The 24,283-nt window shown below is 59.6% G+C and carries 26 protein-coding genes; 8 read left to right on the forward strand and 18 right to left on the reverse strand.

Annotation, left to right across the window (positions count from 1 at the left end):
- Positions 1–8: 8 nt before the first annotated feature.
- On the reverse strand, positions 9–710 hold the full coding sequence (locus AKV04_RS19745) for a response regulator transcription factor (RefSeq protein ID WP_054008125.1): 702 nt from the start codon (positions 708–710) through the stop codon (positions 9–11).
- Positions 711–1,077: 367 nt separating this feature from the next.
- On the opposite strand from AKV04_RS19745, the gene AKV04_RS19750 reads away from it, so the two are divergent.
- On the forward strand, positions 1,078–2,676 hold the full coding sequence (locus AKV04_RS19750) for a phosphoenolpyruvate carboxykinase (RefSeq protein WP_054008126.1): 1,599 nt from the start codon (positions 1,078–1,080) through the stop codon (positions 2,674–2,676).
- Between the two features lie 188 nt (positions 2,677–2,864).
- Here AKV04_RS19750 and AKV04_RS19755 read toward each other — a convergent pair whose 3' ends face one another.
- Positions 2,865–3,635, reverse strand: coding sequence for a sulfite exporter TauE/SafE family protein (locus AKV04_RS19755; RefSeq protein ID WP_054008127.1), 771 nt, complete (start codon positions 3,633–3,635; stop codon positions 2,865–2,867).
- A 167-nt stretch (positions 3,636–3,802) separates the two neighbouring features.
- Here AKV04_RS19755 and AKV04_RS19760 point away from each other — a divergent pair, with 167 nt between their 5' ends.
- Complete coding sequence (locus AKV04_RS19760; RefSeq protein ID WP_054008128.1) at positions 3,803–5,455, forward strand: acyl-CoA dehydrogenase family protein; 1,653 nt, start codon at positions 3,803–3,805, stop codon at positions 5,453–5,455.
- Here AKV04_RS19760 and AKV04_RS19765 read toward each other — a convergent pair.
- Together AKV04_RS19765 and recO are read right to left on the reverse strand one after the other, a co-directional pair.
- Positions 5,452–6,669, reverse strand: a complete 1,218-nt coding sequence (locus AKV04_RS19765; protein ID WP_054008129.1) for an MFS transporter — start codon at positions 6,667–6,669, stop codon at positions 5,452–5,454. The genes AKV04_RS19760 and AKV04_RS19765 overlap by 4 nt on opposite strands.
- 68 nt (positions 6,670–6,737) lie before the next feature.
- Entirely contained in the window at positions 6,738–7,454 is a 717-nt protein-coding gene (gene recO / locus AKV04_RS19770) for a DNA repair protein RecO (RefSeq protein WP_054008130.1), read from the reverse strand.
- A 72-nt stretch (positions 7,455–7,526) separates the two neighbouring features.
- Here recO and AKV04_RS19775 point away from each other — a divergent pair, with 72 nt between their 5' ends.
- The gene (locus AKV04_RS19775) at positions 7,527–8,123 is read left to right on the forward strand and encodes a Pr6Pr family membrane protein (RefSeq protein ID WP_054008131.1); all 597 of its coding nucleotides are present in this window, start codon (positions 7,527–7,529) and stop codon (positions 8,121–8,123) included.
- Here the strand turns inward: AKV04_RS19775 and AKV04_RS19780 are convergent.
- From AKV04_RS19780 to acpS, 5 genes are all read right to left on the reverse strand, one after another.
- Positions 8,102–8,437 (reverse strand): DUF1491 family protein, encoded by a 336-nt coding sequence (locus AKV04_RS19780; protein ID WP_054008132.1) that lies wholly within the window; start codon positions 8,435–8,437, stop codon positions 8,102–8,104. The genes AKV04_RS19775 and AKV04_RS19780 overlap by 22 nt on opposite strands.
- Before the next feature lie 125 nt (positions 8,438–8,562).
- Positions 8,563–9,486, reverse strand: coding sequence for a GTPase Era (gene era, locus AKV04_RS19785; RefSeq protein WP_054008498.1), 924 nt, complete (start codon positions 9,484–9,486; stop codon positions 8,563–8,565).
- A gap of 22 nt (positions 9,487–9,508) precedes the next feature.
- The gene (gene rnc, locus AKV04_RS19790) at positions 9,509–10,198 is read right to left on the reverse strand and encodes a ribonuclease III (protein WP_054008133.1); all 690 of its coding nucleotides are present in this window, start codon (positions 10,196–10,198) and stop codon (positions 9,509–9,511) included.
- Complete coding sequence (lepB, locus tag AKV04_RS19795) at positions 10,195–10,974, reverse strand: signal peptidase I (protein WP_054008134.1); 780 nt, start codon at positions 10,972–10,974, stop codon at positions 10,195–10,197. Before lepB ends, rnc begins: the two co-directional genes overlap by 4 nt.
- Before the next feature lie 53 nt (positions 10,975–11,027).
- Positions 11,028–11,441, reverse strand: coding sequence for a holo-ACP synthase (acpS, locus tag AKV04_RS19800; protein WP_054008135.1), 414 nt, complete (start codon positions 11,439–11,441; stop codon positions 11,028–11,030).
- Positions 11,442–11,662: 221 nt separating this feature from the next.
- Here acpS and AKV04_RS19805 point away from each other — a divergent pair, with 221 nt between their 5' ends.
- Positions 11,663–12,175, forward strand: a complete 513-nt coding sequence (locus tag AKV04_RS19805; protein WP_202905661.1) for a hypothetical protein — start codon at positions 11,663–11,665, stop codon at positions 12,173–12,175.
- Positions 12,176–12,197: 22 nt separating this feature from the next.
- On the opposite strand, the gene AKV04_RS19810 is transcribed toward AKV04_RS19805, so the two are convergent.
- The 5 genes from AKV04_RS19810 to folK form a co-directional block, all read right to left on the reverse strand.
- Positions 12,198–12,956, reverse strand: coding sequence for a pyridoxine 5'-phosphate synthase (locus tag AKV04_RS19810; RefSeq protein ID WP_054008136.1), 759 nt, complete (start codon positions 12,954–12,956; stop codon positions 12,198–12,200).
- A gap of 29 nt (positions 12,957–12,985) precedes the next feature.
- A complete protein-coding gene (locus AKV04_RS19815) occupies positions 12,986–13,702 on the reverse strand; it encodes a DUF2062 domain-containing protein (protein WP_082351759.1) in 717 nt (238 codons plus the stop codon).
- A gap of 46 nt (positions 13,703–13,748) precedes the next feature.
- A complete protein-coding gene (locus AKV04_RS19820; RefSeq protein ID WP_054008137.1) occupies positions 13,749–15,866 on the reverse strand; it encodes a RelA/SpoT family protein in 2,118 nt (705 codons plus the stop codon).
- 30 nt (positions 15,867–15,896) lie between these two features.
- Positions 15,897–16,250: a DNA-directed RNA polymerase subunit omega gene (rpoZ, locus tag AKV04_RS19825; protein ID WP_054008138.1), complete on the reverse strand. Its 354-nt coding sequence runs from the start codon at positions 16,248–16,250 to the stop codon at positions 15,897–15,899.
- Between the two features lie 90 nt (positions 16,251–16,340).
- Positions 16,341–16,982, reverse strand: a complete 642-nt coding sequence (folK, locus tag AKV04_RS19830; protein WP_328287161.1) for a 2-amino-4-hydroxy-6-hydroxymethyldihydropteridine diphosphokinase — start codon at positions 16,980–16,982, stop codon at positions 16,341–16,343.
- A gap of 81 nt (positions 16,983–17,063) precedes the next feature.
- Here folK and AKV04_RS19835 point away from each other — a divergent pair, with 81 nt between their 5' ends.
- The 4 genes from AKV04_RS19835 to rnhA are packed head-to-tail and all read left to right on the forward strand — an operon-like array spanning position 17,064 to position 19,732.
- On the forward strand, positions 17,064–17,636 hold the full coding sequence (locus AKV04_RS19835; RefSeq protein ID WP_054008140.1) for a LabA-like NYN domain-containing protein: 573 nt from the start codon (positions 17,064–17,066) through the stop codon (positions 17,634–17,636).
- Between the two features lies 1 nt (position 17,637).
- Complete coding sequence (locus AKV04_RS19840; protein ID WP_156317702.1) at positions 17,638–18,270, forward strand: hypothetical protein; 633 nt, start codon at positions 17,638–17,640, stop codon at positions 18,268–18,270.
- 48 nt (positions 18,271–18,318) lie between these two features.
- A complete protein-coding gene (gene ispH / locus AKV04_RS19845) occupies positions 18,319–19,269 on the forward strand; it encodes a 4-hydroxy-3-methylbut-2-enyl diphosphate reductase (RefSeq protein ID WP_054008142.1) in 951 nt (316 codons plus the stop codon).
- Position 19,270: 1 nt separating this feature from the next.
- Positions 19,271–19,732 (forward strand): ribonuclease HI, encoded by a 462-nt coding sequence (gene rnhA, locus AKV04_RS19850; RefSeq protein WP_054008143.1) that lies wholly within the window; start codon positions 19,271–19,273, stop codon positions 19,730–19,732.
- On the opposite strand, the gene AKV04_RS19855 is transcribed toward rnhA, so the two are convergent.
- The 4 genes from AKV04_RS19855 to AKV04_RS19870 form a co-directional block, all read right to left on the reverse strand.
- Positions 19,727–20,554, reverse strand: a complete 828-nt coding sequence (locus AKV04_RS19855; protein WP_054008144.1) for a glycosyltransferase — start codon at positions 20,552–20,554, stop codon at positions 19,727–19,729. The two genes, rnhA and AKV04_RS19855, sit on opposite strands and share 6 nt — an antisense overlap.
- A gap of 63 nt (positions 20,555–20,617) precedes the next feature.
- Positions 20,618–21,352, reverse strand: coding sequence for an FkbM family methyltransferase (locus AKV04_RS19860; protein ID WP_082351760.1), 735 nt, complete (start codon positions 21,350–21,352; stop codon positions 20,618–20,620).
- Positions 21,349–22,164, reverse strand: a complete 816-nt coding sequence (locus AKV04_RS19865; protein ID WP_054008145.1) for a hypothetical protein — start codon at positions 22,162–22,164, stop codon at positions 21,349–21,351. The genes AKV04_RS19860 and AKV04_RS19865 overlap by 4 nt, the downstream gene beginning before the upstream one ends.
- Positions 22,165–22,238: 74 nt before the next feature.
- Complete coding sequence (locus AKV04_RS19870) at positions 22,239–24,119, reverse strand: glycosyltransferase family 2 protein (protein WP_054008146.1); 1,881 nt, start codon at positions 24,117–24,119, stop codon at positions 22,239–22,241.
- Positions 24,120–24,283: the final 164 nt, after the last annotated feature.

The following is a 24,283-nucleotide window of genomic DNA, read 5'->3' on the forward strand; positions in this document are numbered from 1 at the left end:
CCTAGCGGTCACTCTTCGTTGTAGCGATAGCCAATGCCATACAGCGTCTCAATCGCCGCGAAGTCATCGTCAACCGAGCGCATTTTCTTGCGCAAGCGCTTGATATGGCTGTCGATGGTGCGGTCGTCGACATAGACCTGATCGTCGTAGGCCACATCCATCAACTGATCGCGGCTTTTCACGAAACCGGGGCGCTGTGCGAGGGCTTGCAGCAGCATGAACTCGGTCACGGTCAGCGAGACATCGCGGCCTTTCCAAGCCACGGAATGCCGCAGCGGGTCCATCCGCAGGTGACCACGTTCCATAATCTTGGTTTCTTCGGTGACGGCAACTTCGCCCGTTGCAATCGCATCGTTGCGGCGCAGCAAGGCCCGGATACGTTCGACCAACAGCCGCTGGCTGAACGGCTTCTTGACGTAATCGTCAGCCCCCATCCGCAGCCCAAGCACTTCGTCAATCTCATCATCTTTTGAGGTCAGGAAGATCACTGGCATGGTGGATTTCTGCCGCAGACGCTGCAACAAATCCATGCCATCCATCCGCGGCATTTTGATGTCGAGCACCGCCATATCGGGCATCCGGCGGTTGAAGGCATCCAACGCAGACTGGCCATCATTGTAGGTTTCGACCTCAAACCCCTCGGCTTCAAGAGTCATAGAAACCGACGTCAGGATGTTCCTGTCGTCGTCTACAAGGGCGATCCTTGCCATGTTTGGGCTTCCCTATACTGCTCGGCTTGCCTAATTTGCTTGCCTGATTTTTGACACATATTCCGTTTTCCGCGCCTCGTTAGCAACTGCTAACTGCGAATCACCCATGGCTTGAGACTCCATCAGGCGCTAAATTTCCAAATGAATGACTAATATGACGCAGTTTTCCTATCGGCTCCATTTTGGTTGCGCTAACCCGAATTTGGTTGCGCTAACTGTGACCTCGCGTCCTATTCCGTGCAAAATCCGTATGTTATAGCAAAGGGACGAGACCCAAATCTTGGGTTTTCGCAGAAATGCCCAAGCTTTGGGCATTACGGGTTGGAAACTATACCGCCCTAGCTTGGCGGGAACGGGAGCTTGCAGGATGACGAATGGACGCGTGAACCCATCGCAACGGTTGGAAAATCAAGGCATCAGCGGGCTGGGGCGCGTCTATTATAACTATATCGAGCCTGCATTGGTCGAAGCTGCCGTGGCGCGCGGTGAGGGGAAACTGGGCAAGGGTGGGGCGTTTTTGTGCACCACCGGGCAGTTTACCGGGCGTTCGCCGAAGGATAAATTCGTGGTCCGCACCGCCGGGGTCGAGGATTCGATCTGGTGGGAAAACAACGCGGCCATGGCGCCCGAGGCGTTTGATCGGCTGTACGCGGATATGTTGGCGCATATGCAGGGGCGCGAGTATTTCGTGCAGGACCTGTTCGGCGGAGCCGACCCCGTTTACCGTCTGGATGTGCGGATGGTGACGGAACTGGCGTGGCACGGGCTGTTCATCCGCCACATGCTGCGTCGCCCTGAGCGGGCGGAGTTGGACGCTTTCGTGCCGGAATGGACAGTGATCAACTGCCCGTCGTTTGAGGCTGATCCTAAGCTGCATGGCTGCCGGACCTCTACCGTGATCGCGCTGAATTTTGAGCGCAAGATCATCCTGATCGGCGGCACCGCCTATGCGGGCGAGAATAAGAAAGCGGTGTTCACGCTGCTGAACTATCTGCTGCCAGAAAAAGGCGTGATGCCGATGCATTGCTCGGCCAACCATGCGATCGGCAATCCGGTGGATTCGGCGGTGTTCTTTGGGCTTTCGGGCACGGGCAAGACCACGCTTTCGGCCGACCCGTCGCGGATTCTGATCGGCGATGATGAGCACGGCTGGTCGGATCGCGGCACCTTCAACTTTGAGGGCGGCTGCTATGCCAAAACGATCAACCTGTCGGCGGAAGCCGAGCCGGAAATTTACGGCACGACTTCGAAGTTTGGCACCGTGGTCGAGAATATGGTGTTCGATCCCGAAACGCTGGAGTTGGATTTCACCGACAGCAGCCTGACCGAGAACATGCGCTGCGCTTATCCGTTGGAGTACATCTCGAACGCGTCGGAAACCGGGATGGGCGGGCATCCGAAGAATGTGATCATGCTGACCTGCGATGCTTATGGGGTGCTGCCGCCGATCGCCCGGCTGACCCCGGCGCAGGCGATGTATCACTTCCTGTCCGGCTTCACCTCGAAAACGCCGGGGACGGAGCGCGGGATTGTCGAGCCGACGCCGACGTTCTCGACCTGCTTTGGCGCACCCTTCATGCCGCGCCGGCCGGAGGTGTATGGCAAGCTGTTGCAGGCGAAGATTGCGAAGTTTGGCGCATCGTGCTGGCTGGTGAATACCGGCTGGACCGGGGGCAAATTTGGCGAGGGCAAGCGGATGCCGATCAAGGCGACGCGGGCTTTGTTGACGGCGGCGCTGGATGGTTCGCTTTCGGCCGGGGAGTTCCGCCGCGATCCGAACTTTGGCTTTGAGGTTCCCGTTTCTGTGCCGGGGGTCGATGCGACCCTGCTGGACCCGCGCGCGACTTGGAGCGACAAGGCGGCTTATGATGCGCAGGCGCAGAAATTGGTGGGCATGTTCGCCGATAATTTCGCGCAGTATGTGCCGTTCATTGATGCTGACGTGAAAGCAGCGGCGATTGGCTGAAACGGGAGGGTCCCGCGTTGGGACCTTTTTCAAATACTTTGAGTTCAAAGACTTACAGGTTGCTGTTCAGGTTCTGTTAAGCTTTGGCTTGCTGCATGGGCGGCTGGGGGTTTCACACCCCCAGACCCCTGTGGGATATTTGAGCCAAGATGAAAGCAAATTTTAGATAAATTTTAGGGAAACTGGGGTTAGAGGCCGACCGCCCGCCGCATCAGGTTGAGGCCAGTCAGCACCAGCAGGATTTGCGTCCATCGGCGGAATTTTGACTGATCGAGGCGGTCTTGGATCGCGACTCCCAGAGATTGGCCGAGCATGGCGGGCAGCACCAACGCCGCGGAGAAGCTCATCGTGCTGGCGGTCATCACGCCGGAGTGCAGATGGGCGGCCAGCAGGACCGCGGCGCCGATCAGGAACACCACACCTTGCACGCGGACGGTCTCCAGTTTGTCGGCTTTGATCGACAGCAGGTAGACCAGCAGCGGCGGCCCCCAGACGCCAGAGACCCCGCCATAGAGCCCACCGATGGCACCCAGAATCCACTCGGCGCGATTGCGATGCTCTAGCCGCAGGGCGAGGCCGACCCCGGCGAGTTGCAGCGCGGCGAAGGCGGTGATCGGCAGGCCGAGCAGCAGCAGGAACAGGTCTTGCGGGATCACGCGAACGAACTGGGCTGAAATCACGATGAAAATCACGGTGGCAATCAGCATCCGGCGATAGCTGATCACGGTTTCCCAAGCCGGGGCAAAGCCTTGGCGGAAGGCTTGGGTGAGGTTGGAGATCAGGGTGGGCAGGATCAGGCCCGCGAGGGCAGTCTCGGGCGGCAGGAAGCTGGAGAAGGCGGAAATCATGATCATCGGCATCGCGAAGCCAACCGCGCCTTTGACGAAGCCCGCGAAACAGGTGATGGCCAGCGCCGCCAGAAAAGCCAGTGGCGTCAGGCCAGCCATAAGATATTCCATGCGGTTTTCTCCTTGCAGGCTTTGTCTAATGCAGGGGGGGACGGATCGCACGTCAAAATTACATGCGACATTTTAAATCAATTTATGGCATCTTATCGAATTAATGTTGCGCTGCGGCTGCGAAGAGATTACCCCTTTCGCAGATGCAGCATGTGCGGAGAACGGGGATGGCTTTGGATCAGAACTCTGGTGTTATGACCGATCTGCTGGGGCTGACCGCCGAAGCTTTGCCGGAAGTTGAGGCACTGTTTGAACGCGGGCGTGAAGCTCTGCGCGGGCTGGTGACGGTAGCGGGCAAGGTCTCTGCCACCGCGATGGAAGAGCATCAGTTTGCGGCGCACAGCCTGTCTTGGCTGGCGACCTACACCGAAGCTTTGCGGCAGTTGCGGGCTTGGGCGGGGCGGTTGGCTGAGGACGGTCGCTTCGGCGAGATGGAGGGGCTGATCCTTCAGATCGGCTTTGGCGAGTATCTGAGCCAGATACATGGCGGGATTCCGATATCGCAGGGCGAGATGGCGCGGCTGGGGGATTTGGGGATTTCTGCTGTGCCGGGGCTTGCTGCGGCTGTGTTGATGGCCGAGGGGAATAGTCCTGCGGCGCGGATGCGGCTGGTGGCGTTGATGCGCGGCAATCACGGTCGGGCGACATTTGGGGTCACTGGGCTGGATGATGAGTTAGAGATGATCCGCGACCAGTTCCGCCGCTTTGCCGATGAGAAAGTGGTGCCGTTCGCGCATGGCTGGCATCTGCGCGATGAATTGATCCCGATGGAGATCATCACGGCTTTGGCCGAGATGGGGGTGTTTGGGCTGACGATCCCGGAGGAATTTGGCGGCTTTGGACTGTCGAAAGCCTCGATGGTGGTGGTGTCTGAGGAGTTGTCGCGGGGCTATATTGGGGTTGGGTCGTTGGGGACGCGCTCTGAGATTGCCGCTGAGTTGATCTTGTGCGGTGGCACCGAGGCGCAGAAGGCGCAGTGGTTGCCGAAGCTGGCCTCTGGGGAGATTTTGCCGACAGCCGTGTTTACCGAGCCGAATACGGGCAGCGATCTGGGGTCGTTGCGCACCCGCGCGGTTGCGGTGGATGGGGCTTGGGAGGTCACGGGGAACAAGACTTGGATCACCCATGCAGCGCGGACTCATGTGATGACCTTGCTCGCGCGCACTGACCCGGAGACGACAGATTATCGCGGCTTGTCGATGTTTCTGGCCGAGAAAGTGCCGGGGACGGATGCCGAGCCGTTTCCGACTCCGGGGATGACCGGGGGCGAGATTGAGGTGCTCGGTTATCGCGGCATGAAGGAATACGAGCTGGCGTTTGATGGCTTTAAGGTGAAGACCGAGAACCTGTTGGGCGAAGTGCCGGGGCAAGGCTTCAAGCAGTTGATGCAGACCTTTGAAAGTGCGCGCATCCAGACGGCGGCGCGGGCGATTGGCGTGGCGCAGAATGCTTTGGAAGTGGGCATGGCTTATGCGACGGATCGCAAGCAGTTCGGAAAGGCGCTGATCGAATTTCCACGCGTGGCGGGGAAGCTGGCGATGATGGCGGTTGAGGTGATGATCACCCGGCAACTGACCTATTTCAGCGCATGGCAGAAGGATCACGGCAAGCGTTGCGATCTGGAGGCTGGGATGGCGAAGCTATTGGGCGCGCGGGTGGCTTGGGCCAGCGCAGACAATGCGTTGCAGATCCATGGTGGCAATGGCTTTGCGCTGGAGTATCAGATTTCGCGGATTCTGTGCGATGCGCGGATTTTGAACATCTTTGAGGGGGCTGCGGAAATTCAGGCGCAGGTGATTGCGCGGCGGTTGTTGGATTAGGGGCGGCCACGCGAGGGGCGTAGGATGCCTAGGCGGGGGTGCAGGCTGCTGGCGATGACATAGGCGGCGGCGAAGGCCAGCCCCGAGGCGGCGAAGATGAAGTTCAACGGGGCGACCCACAGCACCAGCCACGCCATGCCGGGGGTGGCGATGCCCGAGACATCGCGGAAGCTGGAATAGACGGCGGCCATCTCGGCGCGTTCCGAGGGTTTGACGGACATCATGAACGGCAGACCTCCGGCGACATCGAGCATCACAAGCCCGAATGAGCCGAGGAACAAGCAGGCAATGGTGAGCGTGGGGGCAAAGGCGAAGATGGTGGCGGCGCAAAACAGGATGGCGCAATAGGCCAAGGCGCGGCGCAGGGCGACTCGGACCGAGCGTTTGCGCACCCATGCGGCCATGAACGGCGACAGCAGCAGCGTGGCGTTCGACACCGACAGCATGAAGCCGCCGAGTTTGTCCCCCAAGCCGGATTCGATGCAGAACACTGGGACATAGACGACATAGACCCACCAGCCACAGCTGCGGATCACCGCGAACAGCCAGCCGGCGATCAGCCTCGGTTGACGGAAGAAACGGCCCAAATAGGCTAAGGGATTGACCGCAGGGCCTTTGGCGCGGGTGATTTGTTTGCCCGACCCAAGCCGTAGATACCAGAACACCCCGAACAGGATCACCGCAAAGATGGCGGCGACGATGAACGGCAACGGCGCCCAAAGCGCGCGCATATAGACGCCCGCCATCGGGCCAATCGCCCAAGGCGCTGCGGCATAGACCATTTGCAGGCTTTGGGTGCGGCCGAGATCGGCGCGCGGCACATAATCCAGCACATAGGCGTTGAAGCAGACAAAGCAGGTCACCGTGGCCATCGACATGATCAGGATGCCCAGTTGCACCGACCATTGTGTGCCCAGAACGAACAGCACCATCGCGATCAGATAAAACACGCAGCCCGCCGAATAGACCCAGCGGCGCGGCCAGATCTGGGTCAGGCGCGGCACCATCAGGCCCCAGAACAGGGTGATGATGCCTGCGGTCAAATAGACCGTGGACAGGTTCTGCGCCGAGCCGAACGCGTCATAGATTGCAATCGGAATGGTGGAAATCAGCGTGCCGCGCACCGCAGCCTCAAGCCCCGCAAGCAAAGCGAAATGCTGGAGTTTTGGGCTGGAGGAGTGTTTCAACTCCAAAGACTGATACCGCAGGGCCATGCGGGTATTTGGCTTGGTCTGGCGGCGGAGGTCTGTGCTGCTGGCGACGGCGGTTAGGCTGTCCGCGACTATTGTTGCGCCAAGATGGCTAATAATCGCGCACGCGCTTCGGGCAGTGATTTGCCGTTCAATGTGGGTTCCAAAGCGCGGTTCAGGAAATGCCCGGTCAGCGCAAGGCCTTGGGCAATTTCAACCGGGCTGGCGGGCCCCTGCCCCAGCAAAACCGGCGGCAAAGGCAACAGCCGTCCCGCCCATTCGCCAGCAGCATCGCGGTTCACCGCGCGTCCGGTTTTCGGGCTGACATAGGCCAGATCCTCGCGGCTGCCAGTGATGGCGCATTGGCTGAAATCGAGGGCAAAGCCGAGTTCCTCCAACAGGTTTAGCTCCCATCGCAGATAATCAGGCGGCCAGCCGGGGGTTTGCAGTGCATCCAGCAAGGCGATGGAGCGGGCGTAAAGTGCCGGATGCGATTCGCGGTCGGGCAAAGCGATGTGCAGCATGGCGCAGATCGCGTTGAGGCCCGCAAGGTTCAACCGATCCGCCAGCACCCCGGCCCGGCTGCGCAGCGGCTCAACCTTGAAACTGCCGATCTGTTCCGAAAGCCGCGCCTGCCAGACCACATCGACTTGGCTGCCGGGTTGCAACACCGCCGCCATCCGGCGCGAGGCACCGCCGCGCACCACGCCGGCATGACGCCCATGCGCCGCCGTGAATACCTCGATGATCGCCGATGTCTCGCCATGCGGCCGCACCGAGATCACCGCCCCCTGATCGCGCCATTCCATCGCCGCAGTATCGACGCAGCGTCACGGCAGAGCAAGGCTTGCCATCCTTGGGTTTTGCGGCAGATTGCGCGGATGCTGGCCCGATTGACCGCCTTTGCCCTTGCCATAGTTGGCCTTGCCGCCCTGCGCGCGCAGTTTGATGCGCTGACCGGGCTTAGCTTGGCGGTGGACAGAATTTGGGCGATGGCCGCCTATTTCACCATTCTAACCAATGCCTTGCTGGTGGCGCATCTTTTGGCAATCACCAAGGGCTGGCAGATTTCCGCCTCGCGCGCGGCGGGGCTGATGGTGGCGATTACAACGGTGGGGATTCTGTATCACGCACTGCTGGCCAGCCAATTTCCGACCGAAGGTCTTGGCTGGTGGGCGGATCTGGGGCTGCATACGGTGATGCCTTTGGGCTTTGCCGCGTGGTGGTTGGGCTTTGCCCCCAAGAATGTGCACTGGCGCGACGTGCCGCAGTGGCTGATTTGGCCCGCGATATATGCGGCTTATGCGATGATCCGGGGGCAAAAGACCGGGGCTTGGGCCTATCCGTTCCTGAACGCGGACGCCTTGGGCTGGCCACATGTTGTGCGCAACATCGGTGCGCTGGTGGTGGCGTTGGTGCTGCTCAGCCTCGCCGTCGCGGCACTGGCGCGCATCCTTCACTCGGCCAAACCCGGCTGATCCAGCAGGGTGCGGCCTTGGCGATCCTCAAGTTCAATCACCCAAAGATCAGGGTCGCGGCTGCGCTGACGCGAGAGCAGGGCATCCACCTCTGGCTCGGGACCATCCGCCAGAACCACCCAGACCCGGGTATCGGCCATCAGATCAAACGAGCGCTGATAGGCGCGGGCTTGGCCGCTCAGCAGGGCGACTTTCACAATCACCGCCCCTGCCGTCGGGTCGCCTTTGGCGGTGACATAGACCGGAATATCCGCCAGCCGCAGCCGGGTCAGATAGGCGGAAACCCATAGATCAGAGGTGAGACGCGCACTCATCGTTGCTCTTTCTGAAATACTCCCCCCGGAGGGTTCAACGGATCAACCAACGCCCGCTTTCAAACCACGAAACCGAAATTTGCGACAAATTTCGTGCCGGAATTCGACTGCGAATTCCGCCTACGTCACGCCTCGCCGTCTTTGAAATCCAGACCCATTTCGGAATAACGCTCGGGTTCATCCTGCCAGTTTTCCCGTACTTTCACCTGTAGGAACAGATGCACGGTGCGGCCGAGGAATTCCGAGATATCGGCACGGGCGGCTTGGCCGATGGATTTGATCGTCTCACCCTTGTTGCCCAGCACGATGCCTTTGTGGCCATCGCGCGAGACATAGATGATCTGGTCAATCCGGGTGCTGCCGTCGGGCTTGTCTTCCCATTTCTCGGTCTCGACGGTCAGCTGATACGGCAGCTCTTCGTGCAGCCGCAGCGTCAGCTTCTCGCGGGTCATTTCCGAGGCGATCATCCGCATCGGCAGATCGGCGATCTGGTCTTCGGGGTAGAACCACGGGCCATCGGGGATCTGCTCGCCCAACCATTCGCGCAAGTCTTTGACGCCGTAGCCTTTTTCAGCCGAGATCATGAAGGTTTTCGCAAACGGGAAGGCTTCGTTCATTTTCTCGGCCAAAGCCAGCAGCACCTCGGCTTTCACCTTGTCGATCTTGTTGATCGCCAAAGCCACGGCCTGACCTTGCGGGACTTGGTCTTTCATGCGGTCGATGATGGTGGCCACACCTTCGGTGAGGCCCCGGTTGGCTTCGATCAACAGCACGATCAGATCGGCATCAGCGGCACCGCCCCAAGCCGCTTTGACCATGGCGCGATCCAAACGGCGGCGAGGCCGGAACAGGCCCGGTGTGTCGACAAACACGATCTGTGCGACACCCTCCATCGCCACGCCGCGAATACGAGTGCGAGTGGTTTGCACTTTATGGGTGACGATTGACACTTTCGCGCCGACCATGCGGTTCAGCAGGGTGGATTTGCCGGCATTTGGTTCGCCAATCAGCGCCACGAAACCTGCGCGGGTGCCGGGACCATCGGGCATCCGGCCAGTGAGTTTGCTGTCTTCAGTCATCAGAAGTCTCCATCCGGGCCAGAAGGGCGCGGGCTGCGGCTTGTTCGGCCACACGTTTCGATCCGGCGCGGGCAAGTTCAGCCTCGCCACTTTCCAGTCGGACTTCAACGGTGAAGATCGGCTGGTGGTCTGGGCCTTCGCGGCCCTGTTCGGTGTAAATCGGTGGCGGCATGGCGCGGGCTTGCGCCCATTCTTGCAGCGATGTTTTGGGATCGCGGGCGTCTTGTTCGACAGCGCCGATCCGGGCCCCCCAAAGCCGCAGGATCAGGGCGCGGGCGGCGTCAAAGCCGCTGTCTTGGTAAACGGCGGCGATCACCGCCTCCATCGCATCACCGAGCAGGGCTTCTTTGCGGCGACCACCGGAGAGCATTTCCGAGCGGCCAAGTTTCAGCACATCGCCGAGGCCCACCTCGCGGGCGACCTCCGCGCAGGCCTCTTTGCGGACCAGAGCGTTGAAGCGGGGGGCGAGTTGGCCTTCGGAGGCGGCGATGTCGGCACCCAGCAAGGCTTCGGCCATCACAAGGCCAAGCACTCGATCGCCAAGAAATTCAAGGCGTTGGTTGTCGGGGCGGGTGGTCGAGGAGATCGAGGCGTGCGTCACGGCGCGCAGCAGCAGGTCTGGCTGGCGGAAAGTGTGCCCAATGCGCGCCTCGAAGGCTTTGAGATCGGCTGCGAGCTTCACTCCACCGCCTTGAAGAAACGATCAGAACGCCAGGTCCAGAAGAACAGCATCGAGGTGCCTGCGGAGGAGAAGATCACCCGGTCGGCGCGGCCGATCAGGTTTTCGGCGGGCACGAAGCCGACGCCACCGACGGCTTGGGCAAAGCGGCTGTCTTGGGAGTTATCGCGGTTGTCGCCCATGAAGAAATACTCGCCCTCGGGCACGGTGAAGACATCGGTGTTGTCGGCGTAGCCATCATTTTCGATGTTCATCACGTCATGCACGACGCCATTTGGCAGGGTTTCGCGGAAGCGCTCTTTTTGACAGATCGCACCGTCGCCCACCGCGCCATTGCTGCAGCGCGGGCGGGATTTCATCGGACCTTGCGGCTCCATCACTTCTTCAAAGGTGCCATCGGGCACTTGCGGCACGACCGCGCCGTTGATGTAGAGCACGCCTTGCTTCATCTGGATCTTGTCACCCGGCAGACCAATCAGGCGTTTGACGAAATCAGAGCCATTGACCGGATGGCGGAACACCACCACGTCGCCGCGCTCGGGCTCGGACGCGAAGATGCGGCCTGAGATTGGGCACAAAGCGAAGGGGCAAGAGTATTTGGAATAGCCATAGGCCATCTTGTTGACGAAAACGAAATCGCCGACCAGCAGGGTGTCTTTCATCGACTCGGACGGAATCCAGAACGGCTGGAACAGCAGGGTGCGGAAAGCGCCTGCGATCAGCAATGCGTAGACGACGGTTTTGATCGTCTCGACAATGCCGCTTTCGTTTTTCGCCATGATGTTCGTCTTCCTTCAGATTTGCCGCTACATGCGCGCCGGGGGGGCCGGAGTCAAGTTGGCGCGGGGCCGGGGCGGGCTTCGATCACCACGAAAGCCTGCGCCCAAGGGTGATCGTCAGTCAAAGTGACGTGAATGATCGCGTGATGATCGGGCGGGGTCATTTGCGCGAGGCGTTCAGCGGCCCATCCGGTGAGGTGCATCACCGGCTGGCCCGAGCGCAGGTTTGACACCGCCATGTCTTTCCAAGAGATGCCCATGCGCAGGCCGGTGCCGAGCGCCTTGGAACAGGCCTCTTTCGCGGCCCAGCGTTTGGCATAGGTGGCGGCTATGGCGCGGGGGCGGCTTTCGGCCTTTTTCTGCTCGCGTTCGGTGAAGACGCGGGTTTTGAAACGGTCGCCGTGACGGGCGAGGGCGGCCTCGATCCGGTCGATGTTTGCAAGGTCAGAACCGATGCCAAGGATCATCTTTGCCCCTCGGGCCCGGCGTACAACTGCTTCAACGCGACAGATCCCTGATGAAAATGAACTCTGAAGGTAGAGCCGCAAGCCCGCGCTGTCCAGTCGACAGCACAGGCGCCGGCAGCAATGTGGTAAAGATAGGGGCTGATTCAGATCAATGCGCCGCGCCGGGATCAGGCGGAGAATAAGCGGGGGCCGTTTGACCCTTTGCACAGAAGGATTGAGTGATGAGAGTCTCCAGACGCACTGCTTTTACCCTCGCTGCCGCGCTGTTCACGGCGTTCGGCGGAACGACCGCTTTCGCTGCCGATAGCACGGTGCATGTCTCGCTGTGGGACAAAGGACCGGACTCGGCAATGATGAACGGTAAAATGATGTTGGGCATGGGAAAAGCCATGTCCGGCGGCGATATGGCGATGGCCATGATGGGGATAAAGATCGACACAGCAACGATTGCTCCCGGAAGGATCACCTTTGAGGTCGTCAATGATTCAAAGGACATCATCCACGAAATGATCGTCTCGCCGATAAAGTCGACCGATGTCGACCTGCCCTATCTTGCCGATGAGAACCGGGTCGATGAAGAAACCGCCGGGCATCTGGGCGAGGTTGCCGAGCTTGATCCAGGCAAAAGCGGTGCGTTGACGGTTGATCTGACACCGGGGCTGTATTTGCTTTATTGCAACATTCCCAACCACTTTGTCGGTGGGATGTGGACGGTTCTGACCGTCACCGAGTGACCGCAGCAGCGCGTCCCGGCCTTCAGGCCGGGATTGCGCGCGCCGCATCCATCAGACGGCGCATTTCTTTGATAGCGGCTTCAAGCCCGACATAGATCGCCTCGCCGATCAGGAAATGGCCGATGTTCAGCTCGGCCACTTCGGGGATGGCGGCGATGGGGGTGACGTTATCATAGGTCAGACCGTGGCCGGCGTGGACTTCGAGGCCAAGGCTGTGGGCATAGGCGGCCCCTTTGCGCAGGGCGTCGAGTTCGGCTTCGGCCTCGGTCATGCGGCCTTCGGCTTGCAGGTCGGAATAGTGGCCGGTGTGGAGTTCAACCACGGCGGCACCGATGCGGGCGGAGGCCTCGATCTGGGCGGGCGCGTGGCCGATGAACATCGACACCCGACAGCCCGCTTCGCGCAGGGGAGTGATGAAATCAGTCAGCCGGTTGGCGTCGGAGGCCACATCAAGGCCGCCTTCGGTGGTGCGTTCGGCGCGGTTTTCCGGCACGAGGCAGACGGCGTGGGGTTTCAGGCGTAGGATGATCGCGGCCATCTCGTCGGTTGCGGCACATTCGAAGTTCAGCGGGATGCCGATGCCTGCGGCAAGTGCGTCCATATCTGCGTCGCGGATGTGGCGGCGGTCTTCGCGCAGATGGGCGGTGATGCCATCGGCCCCGGCGGCTTCGGCAAGCAAAGCGGCGCGCAGAGGGTCGGGCCAAGCCGAGCCACGGGCGTTGCGCACGGTGGCGACGTGATCAATGTTGATGCCAAGCCGTTGCCGCGCGAGATGTGCCATCGCCTGCGTCCTTTGTGGTTTTGATCAGATTACTTTGCGCCCGTGCTGCTGTCATCTCCGAGAACGCGGCTTTCACCGTCTTTCTCGGTGCGGTGCAGCAGGCGGTTTTTGGCTTCAGACACCGCGAGTTTCAGACGGTGGCGACGCTCGCGCCGATCGTCGGCCTTGGCCGCACGAGCTTTTTGGTAGGTCATCACGATTGGGATCGTAAGATAATAAGCGATGGCCGATATCACGATGCCGGGCAGCAACGCACCGATGAAATACGGCACATAAATCTCATGCCAAAAGCGGATCAAGCCGCCCCAATGCATGGTTTCCGGGGTGAAGATCGCGACCATGTTGCGCCACAGATCGCCACCGGCATGAGCAAAAGCGCCGCCAATGGCCTCGGCCGTGAGTGGCTCTTGCACGCCCATGATCCAATGGCCGAAGGTCATCGCAAAGACCGCGAAGAAGGGCGTGGTCAAGGGGTTGGTGTTGAATGTGCCAAGCAAGGCGGCCAACAGGTTGCCGCGCACAAGGCGGGCAGCGGCCCAAGCGGCGACGAATTGCAGGCCGGGGAGTGGCAGAAAGCCAATCAGAAAGCCCGCAAACACGCCGCGGGCGATGCGGTGGGGGTCATCGGGCAATCGGCTCATCCGGTGGATGACGTAGCGGGTCGCGCGTTTGAAGCCACCCTTCGGGTAGACCATCTCGCGCATCCAAGCGAGCCATCCCAGCGGTTGCCGACGTTTGAAAACCATAGAGCGGCCCGATTCCTTCTTGCCCAGTGACCCTGCGGATAGCCCGTCAGGGTTTGCGTGTCATATCACGATGCCGCGACACTTGTGCGACATCGGTTTCCGCCTCGAGGGCTGTCATCACCATGTGCAAGTGTTCAACATCGCGCAAGTCCACGTCAATGATAAGTCTGTAAAAATCCGGTTTACGTTCTGTGAACCGCAGATCGGATATGTTGGCTTTCTGCTCGCCAATCAAGGTGCAGATCCGACCCAAAACGCCTTGGTCGTTGGAGATGGCGACATCCAGCGCAACGGTGTTGACGGCGGCGTGGCGGCCTGCGTGCCATTGCAGATCAACCCAGCGGTTGGGCTGTTCTTCAAACTCTTCCAGTGCCGGACAATCAATCGCGTGGATCAACACACCTTGGCCGCGATAGGTGATGCCGACGATACGTTCGCCCGGAAGCGGTTGGCAGCACGGTGCGCGGCGGAAGGTCTGATCATCGGGCATACCGATCACGGCGCGGGCGGATTCAACCTCATCCGGGCCATGCTGGATGAGTTCAGGGTAGAGGGTTTCAACGACCTTGCGAGCGGTCAATTCTGCCGAACCGAGGGCTGCGAGAAGCTCCGCCTCATCCGGCATTCCCAGCATTTTTGCAGCCGTGCGGAGGGCTTTATCTGTGGCCTTTTTGCCAACATGTTCAAAGGCAGCGCGGGCAAGTTCTTGACCAAGCCGTACAAAACGGCCGCGATCTTCTTCGCGCAGGGATTTGCGAATCGCCGCCTTGGCGCGGCCTGTGGTGACAATGTCGATCCAAGACGCTTGGGGGCGTTGGCCTTCGGCGGTGATGATTTCCACCGATTGGCCGTTTTTCAGCCGGGTCCACAAAGGCACGCGGATGCCGTCAATCTTGGCCGAGACGCAGGAATTGCCGATGCGGGTGTGGATCGAATAGGCGTAGTCTAGGGGCGTCGCCCCACGCGGCAGTTGCACCACATCACCCTTCGGGGTGAAGCAGAACACCTGATCGGAATACATCTCAAGCTTGACGTTTTCGAGGAATTCGTCGTGATCGCCCTCATCCAGCCGTTCGGTCATCGCGGCGATCCATTTGGCGGGATCGACGGCAAACGGGTTCTTGGCGCGCACACCTTCGCGGTAGGACCAGTGGGCGGCCACACCCGCCTCGTTGACCTCGTGCATCTCACGGGTGCGGATTTGCACTTCGACGCGCTTGCCGTCGCGGCCCGACACCGTGGTGTGGATTGAGCGGTAGCCGTTGGTTTTCGGCTGGCTGAGATAATCTTTGAATCGGCCCGGCACCGCGCGCCAGCGCTGGTGGATCACACCAAGGATGCGGTAGCAGTCAGCGACCGAGGCGCAGATGACGCGAAAGCCGTAGATGTCAGACAGGCGGCTGAACGCCAGATCCTTTTCCTGCATCTTGCGCCAGATCGAATAGGGTTTTTTGGCGCGGCCATAGACATCGGCGTCGATCTGCACCTTTTCCAGCACGGCGCGGATGTCGGCGGTGATCTGATGCACCACATCGCCAGATTCGCGTTGCAGGGTCAGGAAGCGACGGATGATCGAATTGCGGGCCTCTGGGTTCAGAACGCGGAAGCTGAGGTCTTCAAGTTCTTCGCGCATCCACTGCATCCCCATGCGACCCGCGAGCGGTGCATAGATTTCCATGGTTTCGCGGGCCTTTTTGGCCTGCTTTTCCGGGTTCATCGACTTGATGGTGCGCATGTTGTGCAGGCGGTCGGCCAGCTTGACCAAAATCACCCGCAAGTCTTTCGACATCGCCATGAACAGCTTGCGGAAGTTTTCCGCCTGCTGCGATTCGGTGTTGGAAAGCTGTAGATTGGTCAGCTTGGTGACGCCATCGACCAATTCCGCCACTTCCTCGCCAAACAGCTTGGCGACCTCGGCATAGGTGGATTTGGTGTCCTCAATCGTGTCGTGCAACAGCGCCGTGATGATGGTGGCATCATCCAACTGCTGTTCGGTGAGGATGGCTGCGACGGCGACCGGATGGGTGAAGTACGGCTCACCCGATTTGCGCATCTGACCTTCGTGCATGGCAGCGCCGTAGGCATAAGCCCGGCGGATCAGCTCGGCATTGCAACGCGGATTGTAGTTTTTAACCAGGGCGATGAGGTCTTCAACGTCAATCATCACCGCCCCGCAATTCGGGAATTCCCGTAATTAAAGCTCGCCTTGCGCTTCCATAAGTGCGCGCAGCAGCTTTTCTTCTGACATATCGTCCTGCATCGGGCGATCAATTTCGCCGGACATCAAGAGAGCCATCTGATCTTCTTCCGGCTCGTCAACTTCGATCTGGGTCTGGTGACCTTCAATCATCCGCTCACGCAGGGCATCGGCCAACTGGGTTTCCTCGGCGATTTCGCGCAGGGCCACCACCGGATTCTTATCGTTGTCACGATCCACAGTCGCGGCAGAGCCGGCCTGGATTTCGCGGGCCCGATGGGCCGCAAGCAAGACAAGTTCGAACCGGTTCGGAACTTTATCGACGCAATCTTCAACCGTCACGCGGGCCATGAAAGACTCCAGTAGGGGAGGGGCTTTGAAGCGGTCTATTTAGGCGCGATGCTGCGGCTTGACAAGTGGATAATCAAGCGGATGCCCAGATCAGTCTAAAGGCAGGGGGATAACTTCGGCACGATCTTTCGCGGGAAGGGCTGCCAGCATCTGCGCCACGGTCAGGCCGGTGACCGGATGCTGCCAGTCGGCGGCCACATCGGCAAGCGGCACCAGAACGAAAGCGCGCTCGGCCAGACGCGGATGCGGCAGAATCAACTGATCGGGCGCAAGGCTCCGTTGATCGTCGGGAAGAAGATTTTTCCATTTCAGATAGGTTTCGGCATCCGGCAAAACTGATTCGCCCAAGGCCAGTAGATCAATATCAAGGCTGCGCATCCCCCAACGCTGCACGCGCTCGCGGCCGAATTTTGCTTCTACCGTATGCAAACAAGCTAATATGTCGGACGCTGACATGAAATGACGCAACGTCACGACGGCTGCGGCGTTCACATAGTCCGGCCCTGCCCCGGCGGGGAAACATGGCGTTTGATACAGGGTACTCAGCCGCGTCACGGGCAGCCCCACACGGTCAAGTTCCGCTATAGCGGCAAGAATTGTTGACTTTGGCGACATCTCGCCGAAATTCAGGTTTGCGCCAAATGCAACCAGAGCGTGCTTTTCTGTTAACATGGTTGCTGCTATCCTCACAACAGATTGGCTTGCTCGTCGGTTGGCGACCCTGCTATTCAATCTTATTCGCCGCCGACCATCTACATTAGGTAGACCACTCACGATAGCGCGATAGGCGATTTGTTTTCGAGGGGAAGACTTATGTTTTACAAGGACGAACGGCTTGCGCTGTTCATAGATGGATCGAACCTTTATGCGGCCGCCAAGGCGCTTGGGTTTGACATCGACTACAAGCTGCTGCGTCAAGAGTTCATGCGGCGCGGCAAGTTGCTGCGGGCGTTCTATTACACCGCCCTGCTGGAGAATGACGATTACTCGCCGATCCGCCCGCTGGTCGACTGGCTGCACTACAATGGCTTCACCATGGTCACCAAACCGGCCAAGGAATACACCGACAGCCAAGGTCGCCGCAAAGTCAAAGGCAACATGGACATCGAGCTGACAGTCGATGCGATGGAGCTGGCACCGCGCGTGGATCATGTGGTGATCTTTTCGGGTGACGGCGATTTCCGGCCCTTGGTGGAAAGTCTGCAGCGCCAAGGCGTGCGGGTTTCGGTGGTCTCGACCATCCGCAGCCAACCGCCAATGATTGCCGATGAGTTGCGCCGCCAGGCCGACAATTTCATCGAGCTGGATGAGTTGCGCGACGTGATCGGCCGCCCACCGCGCGAGCCGCGGCTTGAGCGTGACGAAGTGGCGGTTGACGTGAAGTGAAGTGACGGAAGTTCCCCAGACTTCTGGTGTGGTTGATGAAAAGCCGGGGCGGGAAACTGCCTCGGCTTTCGCTATGCGGCCAAGCCGGGATTTCGATGGCGGGCTGTTGGAGCGGTGGACCTACACGCTGAGTGCAGCGGATGCTTTGGCCTATCTGCGGTTAAAGCGGGAATGGTCGGGCCGGGCGAAATGGGCGTTGGGGGCGTGGTTTATCGCGGGTGGGGCGGTGTTTGGCCTGCTGCCGGAAGGAATCAAAGGCGTTGAGGCGTCTTGGCGATCTTGGACGGTATTTCTCGCTGTGATGGCACTGCAATGGGCGCTGGTTTTGCTGGGGATAAACCTGTGGCAGCACAGGCGGGCACGGCGGATGGTGCCCGCGCCAATGCAGGCAGAGTTTGAGGAATGGATAGATTGCGTCGCGGGCACCGATCTTTTGACGCTTGAGTGCTGGTATCTGTCGCCCGAGTTGATCGGGCAGGTGTTGGAAACCCCGACGCATCTGTTCGTGCTGAACTTTGACTCCGCGATTGTGGTTCCGGTCCGGGCCTTCGCCGACCGGGCGGAAGCGGCGCGGATGGCGCAACATCTGCGCGATCTTGCGGCGGGGCCGTATTACTTTGAGGCGCAAGACTAGACGAGGCCCGCGTGGCAGCTTAGGTCTAGCCCAAACATGAGTAGCCCGATGACCCTGCCGCCGTTAACCCTCTACCTCGCCGCCCCGCGCGGCTTTTGCGCTGGTGTTGACCGCGCCATCAAGATTGTCGAACTCGCGCTGCAAAAATGGGGCGCGCCAGTCTATGTGCGGCATGAAATTGTGCATAACAAATTCGTCGTCGATGCGCTGCGGGCGCAGGGCGCGGTGTTTGTCGAGGAACTGGATGACTGCCCGGTCGACCGCCCGGTGATCTTCTCGGCGCATGGTGTGCCAAAATCGGTGCCAGCGGCAGCAGAAGCCCGTCAGATGATCGCGGTGGATGCCACCTGCCCTCTGGTGACGAAAGTGCATAACGAGGCGCAGCGTCATTCCGAGGCGGGCCTGCAAATGGTGATGATTGGCCATCAAGGCCACCCGGAAACCATTGGCACGATGGGACAACTCCCGGACGGCGAGGTTCTGCTGGTGGAAACCGCCGGGGATGTGGCGGGGCTGATGGTGCGCGATCCGGCGCGGTTGGCCTATATCACCCAGACCACTTTGTCGGTCGATGACACGGCGGGGATTGTCGCGGCCTTGCAGGCACGGTTCCCGGCAATCGTCGGGCCGCATAAGGAAGACATCTGTTACGCCACCACCAATCGGCAAGCGGCGGTGAAGGCGATTGCGGGCAAAATTGACGCGCTTTTGGTGATTGGCGCGCCGAATTCGTCGAACTCGCGCAGGTTGGTGGAGGTGGGGCGCTCGGCAGGCTGTGGCTATGCGCAACTCGTGCAGCGGGCGTCTGAGATTGACTGGCGGGCGTTGGAAGGTGTGACTTCGGTGGGCGTCACAGCGGGGGCATCTGCGCCGGAAGTCTTGGTAAACGAGGTGATCGATGCCTTCCGTTTACGGTTTGACACCACCGTTGAACTGATTGAAACCGCACAAGAAAACATCGAATTCAAAGTGCCGCGCATCTTGCGGGAAAGTGTCTGACATGCCGGATTTGTTTGCCTATACCGATGGGGCCTGTTCGGGCAACCCCGGCCCCGGCGGCTGGGGTGTTTTGATGCTGGCGCGTGAAGGCGGCGCTGTGATCAAGGAACGCACGCTGTCGGGCGGCGAGGCGCATACCACCAACAACCGGATGGAATTGCTGGCTGCGATCTCGGCCCTAGAGGCTTTGACGCGGGTGTCCGAGCTGACGATTGTGACCGATTCTGCCTATGTGAAGAACGGCGTGACCGAATGGATTCACGGCTGGAAGCGTAACGGCTGGAAAACCTCCGGCAAAGATCCGGTGAAAAATGTCGATCTGTGGCAACGGCTTGACGCGGCGCAAGCCAAGCACAAAGTGGTCTGGCGCTGGATCAAAGGCCATGCCGGACATGCCGAGAATGAGCGCGCGGATGAATTGGCGCGGGCTGGGATGGCACCGTTCAAGCCAGTGAAACTATAGCGCCGGCAGATAGGGAAACCGGGCGCGCACATCGGCATCCTGCCGCCAATCGGGCACTGCGCGCCATTTCGCGCTGACCTCAACGCGGGAATCATTCGCCTCATGCACCGAGCGCACAAACATCGGCTGACCGCCGATCAGGCGATGCGGATAGTCCAGCGGTGTCTTGCGGTGGCGGATTGCAAAGATATTGCGGCCCTTACGATCCCCCGCCATCGTCAGGCCCAAATTGATGAACGGATAGCGATGATGGTAAAGCGCATAGGTCTCCGCACGTTTCGATGACAGATCAAGGCCATAGCCTCGACTGAACGAGACGAAACGCAGATCGTCGGGATCAATGAGCGGCGGCAATTCTGCCATCCCACGCCGCGCTGTGGCGATCAGATCGGTGGAAAATCCGTCATCATCATCCAGAACGGTTTGCAGCACCGCAGTCGGCTGATCCGAACCTGCCGGATAACGCGCCGCGATAAACTGCGCGAGATGCTTGTGGGCGACACCAAATCGGCGCGGGGTGATGGTATACTGGCCAGCGGGCAGAGTTTCGGCGCAAATCTCGGCCAGACTGCGCTGCGCCCAACGCGGCATGGCGTAACTCGACAGTATCATCAGGTGAAAATTCTGATCCGTCTGCGCCGCAAGCGCGGGCAGGGGCAGACTTTGCAACAGGCCCAGCCGCATGATCAGCCTATCCTGATCAAACAGCAGCGCCTTATCTTTTGAAAAATCGCTTTTCCAGCCCGAAGTGCCGAAATAAGAAAACCGCAGGGCCACCAGCACTTCTTGACGCGCAACGAAGTTTTGCCAAGCCGTCTGCATCCCAGCCTAATACCTTGAAATCATTTTAACATCTACCGAACTTTGAAGGTGCTTTTCTTGCGGCTAAATCCAGTCGAGATTGACTTTCCCCGCCGGATACTTCGCAGCCACTACCTCGCGCAGGGCTTTGTAGCGGTCGCGCAGGTCCTTGAACTTGCGCTCATGGGTTTCCGCCACCAGCGCGCGGATGTTTGTGAACAAATCTTCACGATCCAGCGTTTCGAGGATGTCGAGTTCTGCGCCCTCAATATCCATCTTGATGAAAGCAATCTCGCCACGCGCCGCTACATGCTCTCGCACCAGCGTCGGGAAGTCGAGCAAAGTCACCTCCACCGCGTTTTCCGTATCAATCCGCCGCCCACCGTCCAGAATCGTGCTTTTTACCGAAGCACCATCGGGATTGTCGCCGAAATTATCCGCCCGCATCAGGCGAATGGTGCCCGCCCCCACCCCAACAGCGGCATTGATCAAAGTGACGTTCGGGGTGTTTCCGAATTTTTGTTCAAGAACAGAAAACGCATAGGGATCAGGCTCATAGGCCAGAACATCCGCCCCTGTCGCCGCCAGCACTGCCGTCACCACCCCCATATTCGCACCGCAATCCATCACCAGATCGCCGGGCCGCAACATCGCGGTGATCGCGGTCATATAGCCTTCCGCCCAAGCCTTGCGCTGGTTACGTTTTTGACGGCGGATCAGCGCCTCAATCTCATCGGGGGTTGAAGGTAAGGGCTTGACCGCTTTGTCTTTTTTGCCCTTCTTGACCTGCGGCTCTAGCGCTTCATCCGCCTCGCTCATTCCTCCAGCGCCTTGGATGCATCGACGCCAATCTGCGCACACATCCGCGCCGCATAAGAGTTCGGCATCGGCGGATTTTTCCGCCAATAGGGCTTGGTGCCATTGGTATAGAGATGCACCGACAGCGTGTTGTCGGTGAAATGCCCCTCAACCCGACCGTAGGGGTCGTAGAACACGTCGTTCAACTGGAACGGCACCGGGTAAAGGTAATCCGACGTCAACGCCTTTTCAAAATCGCCGGTCTGTTGCGCGAAATAGGTGAAGGCCTGCGGGCCAAAAGCGGTGCGCTCGACATTATAAATCCGCACGGCTTGCGGCAGGCTGCTGTCTTGCTTTTCGATCCGCTTGCGCTGCTGTTTGTTGAACCACGCCGGGGCGGCGGGCAGGTTTTCGTAGTAATCCAGCAACTGCTTGATCAGTTTGCCTTGCGGTGGAATATAGACAACGCCACAGTTCAAAGCCCCCCTAAAGCCATGCCCTGCATAAATATTCTGCATCTCATCCGGGAATGGCTTGTGGCAAAACGCATCGCAATCAATCCAGACCGCGTCGGTTTTCTCGATCATCTTGTAGCGAAACACGTTCGACAAAAAACTTTCCGAGGTCTGCCGCACAATATCCATGTCAATCGCCATGATATCTGTCGCAGGCTTGACGATGATGCCATCGGGCACATTCGTCACCTTATCGGTGCAATAAAGCGTGGTCGGATGGCCTTGTGCGACATGGCTGAGCAGGCAAAGCTGGTTCAGATAATGCAGCTTTTCGCCAATCCAAAGCGAGGCGACGGGTCTGCGAACGTGGGTGGACATGGGTACTGCCTCGTTTGTTTCGTTTTATGGAACAATGCCGCAGGGTCGCGCCTCTGTCCAGCGGCGGGCGTTGGTTAACTTGGGTCGTCTGGATCGACTGGTGCGCCGAGCCGGAAACCGCGCGCGATATTGGCATCAAATCCGTAGTCCGGCACATAGCCAAGTGCCGCCAGCACGGCCTCTACTTCCAGCAAACGCGCGTGATGTTGCTCCAACAGCCGCCCGTAGAGAAAGATTTGCGTCGGGGCCGGAACCGGCAACATCGGCAGCAATTTTTGCAGCACTTCTGTGCCGAGTTGCGAGTCTGAAAGCAACAAAGCATCCGGGCGCAACGCCGTGATCAGCGCCAGTGCGCCTACCACCGGATCAGAACCAAGGCCTTGTTCCATCAAGACAAAGCGATTGCTGAAAGTGCGGTTACTCAGCGCGCAAACCACACCCAGCATCTGCCGCAGGCCATCGTTATCCTCTTGCAGATAGAGGCTCAGGTCTGGCCTTATGTTGGCGCAATGCCCGGCCAGAAAGCCCACCGCAGAGCCAATCTCCAACACCTTGGCCTGCTCAGCCAAGACCTGTGGCATCCGGCGCGCAAGACCGCGCTCAAACTTGCCGGACTGGATCAGAGCCAGCGCCGAATCCGTGAAGACCCGCCGATCCGAGGGCAGCTTCATGCTGTGATTAGGGTAAACTTCGGCGCTCGCACCTTGCGAAAGATCAATCCTTCCCGACCGATACGATCCCATCGGCACCGCCTCAACCGGGTCTTTCGGGACGGCCTGCCGTTCGGTCTTCGCCTTGGCACCGCGTCGCTTTTCCACATCCGACATCAGGGCTGCGATCTTTTCCTTGTCGCGTGCCTGCGGCGGTTTCGCGACGATCTGGCTGATCGGCACGTCAGAGGCTTTGGCCAGATCGACAACCAGTTGGTGATAGGCCTCGGTCTGGCGCAGCTCGGCCAAACGCCCTTCGGCCCGGGCAATCGCCGCGTGGTGCAACCGGTTCAGCACCGGATCTTGCAGCAGTTGCGTGATGATATCATTGCGCTGTTCGGTGTAGCGCAGCATCGTGTCATCGCGCACTTCATTGCGATCTTGCAGCGACCAATAGTCGGAATTGTACTTATCCGCCTTATTGTTCACATTGCCGCGCATCTTGCGAATGGCATAGCTGTCCACCGATTTCACCGCGTAATGATTGAGCTGGACCCAGTCATAACCGACAGTCCGGGTGATCGAACGCCAGCCGCGAAATTTGAAGTAATCCTCCATCTCGCGGCCCGAGCCGTTCAGCCATTTCACCTCGTCCGGAAACGCGGTTTCATGCCATTTCGTCTTCATTTTCGGGCGGTGGATGCCCAGTTTCCACTTATCGGCGCTGAAAGTGAACAGCGTCTTCACCCCCCAGCCCTTGTTCCATTCCTGCGGTGCTGCCCATAGATATTGTTCCGTCACCGGGGCGCGCGACCAATCCACCACCCCTCCAGAGCCGAATATTCGCCAGGTCACCACGATACCATTGGCCCCCTGAGCTTTGGTGGCCGCCAGCAGGCTGTCGAGGGTGCCATCGCCGTATCTGATCGACAGAAACTCATCGGCGTCAAACACCATCACCCAGTCGGATTGCTGCACAACGGGTTCGTCCTGCGCATAGTTCAGCGCCGAGGGTTGCGGGCGGATGCCTTCGGGAATCACGTTACGGCGATGGTGGCAGAGCCCCAATTCCTCCAGCCGGATCAGCATGTCGTCGGTGCCATCTGAACAATCGTTCGTATAGACCACCAGATCAGAAAACCCGACCGCCAGATGATGCGCAACCCATTCGATCACATAAGCGCCCTCGTCCTTCATCATCGAAACTGCGGTCACTTGACCATGCGGGCTGTCATGGCGTTTCAGCGGAAATTCAACACTGCCCCAGCGCGCACCAGCCCCCTTCGGACGCCCGGCGAGCGGCATAATGCCTTCTGGCTGTTTAGCTTGTTTCGACGTCACGCCCTGCCCTGCCGCTACGCGGCGAAGCCTCTGGCCCGCCGCTCCTCTCCGATTGCAGATCACCATAGGTCAAGCCGGAATCTGCCAGCAAGGCCAATGCAGAAAACTGCGTAGAACTGTGTCTTAGC

This window comes from Cypionkella psychrotolerans (genome assembly GCF_001294535.1).
GTDB lineage: Bacteria > Pseudomonadota > Alphaproteobacteria > Rhodobacterales > Rhodobacteraceae > Cypionkella > Cypionkella psychrotolerans.

Coding starts and splice junctions, on each gene's coding strand:
- AKV04_RS19745 (WP_054008125.1), bottom strand. CDS start 710: ATGGCAAGGATCGCCCTTGTAGACGACGACAGGAACATCCTGACGTCG.
- AKV04_RS19750 (WP_054008126.1), top strand. CDS start 1,078: ATGACGAATGGACGCGTGAACCCATCGCAACGGTTGGAAAATCAAGGC.
- AKV04_RS19755 (WP_054008127.1), bottom strand. CDS start 3,635: ATGGAATATCTTATGGCTGGCCTGACGCCACTGGCTTTTCTGGCGGCG.
- AKV04_RS19760 (WP_054008128.1), top strand. CDS start 3,803: ATGGCTTTGGATCAGAACTCTGGTGTTATGACCGATCTGCTGGGGCTG.
- AKV04_RS19765 (WP_054008129.1), bottom strand. CDS start 6,669: ATGGCCCTGCGGTATCAGTCTTTGGAGTTGAAACACTCCTCCAGCCCA.
- recO (WP_054008130.1), bottom strand. CDS start 7,454: ATGGAATGGCGCGATCAGGGGGCGGTGATCTCGGTGCGGCCGCATGGC.
- AKV04_RS19775 (WP_054008131.1), top strand. CDS start 7,527: ATGCTGGCCCGATTGACCGCCTTTGCCCTTGCCATAGTTGGCCTTGCC.
- AKV04_RS19780 (WP_054008132.1), bottom strand. CDS start 8,437: ATGAGTGCGCGTCTCACCTCTGATCTATGGGTTTCCGCCTATCTGACC.
- era (WP_054008498.1), bottom strand. CDS start 9,486: ATGCCCGATGGTCCCGGCACCCGCGCAGGTTTCGTGGCGCTGATTGGC.
- lepB (WP_054008134.1), bottom strand. CDS start 10,974: ATGGCGAAAAACGAAAGCGGCATTGTCGAGACGATCAAAACCGTCGTC.
- acpS (WP_054008135.1), bottom strand. CDS start 11,441: ATGATCCTTGGCATCGGTTCTGACCTTGCAAACATCGACCGGATCGAG.
- AKV04_RS19805 (WP_202905661.1), top strand. CDS start 11,663: ATGAGAGTCTCCAGACGCACTGCTTTTACCCTCGCTGCCGCGCTGTTC.
- AKV04_RS19810 (WP_054008136.1), bottom strand. CDS start 12,956: ATGGCACATCTCGCGCGGCAACGGCTTGGCATCAACATTGATCACGTC.
- AKV04_RS19815 (WP_082351759.1), bottom strand. CDS start 13,702: ATGGTTTTCAAACGTCGGCAACCGCTGGGATGGCTCGCTTGGATGCGC.
- AKV04_RS19820 (WP_054008137.1), bottom strand. CDS start 15,866: ATGATTGACGTTGAAGACCTCATCGCCCTGGTTAAAAACTACAATCCG.
- rpoZ (WP_054008138.1), bottom strand. CDS start 16,250: ATGGCCCGCGTGACGGTTGAAGATTGCGTCGATAAAGTTCCGAACCGG.
- AKV04_RS19835 (WP_054008140.1), top strand. CDS start 17,064: ATGTTTTACAAGGACGAACGGCTTGCGCTGTTCATAGATGGATCGAAC.
- ispH (WP_054008142.1), top strand. CDS start 18,319: ATGACCCTGCCGCCGTTAACCCTCTACCTCGCCGCCCCGCGCGGCTTT.
- rnhA (WP_054008143.1), top strand. CDS start 19,271: ATGCCGGATTTGTTTGCCTATACCGATGGGGCCTGTTCGGGCAACCCC.
- AKV04_RS19855 (WP_054008144.1), bottom strand. CDS start 20,554: ATGCAGACGGCTTGGCAAAACTTCGTTGCGCGTCAAGAAGTGCTGGTG.
- AKV04_RS19860 (WP_082351760.1), bottom strand. CDS start 21,352: ATGAGCGAGGCGGATGAAGCGCTAGAGCCGCAGGTCAAGAAGGGCAAA.
- AKV04_RS19865 (WP_054008145.1), bottom strand. CDS start 22,164: ATGTCCACCCACGTTCGCAGACCCGTCGCCTCGCTTTGGATTGGCGAA.
- AKV04_RS19870 (WP_054008146.1), bottom strand. CDS start 24,119: ATGCCGCTCGCCGGGCGTCCGAAGGGGGCTGGTGCGCGCTGGGGCAGT.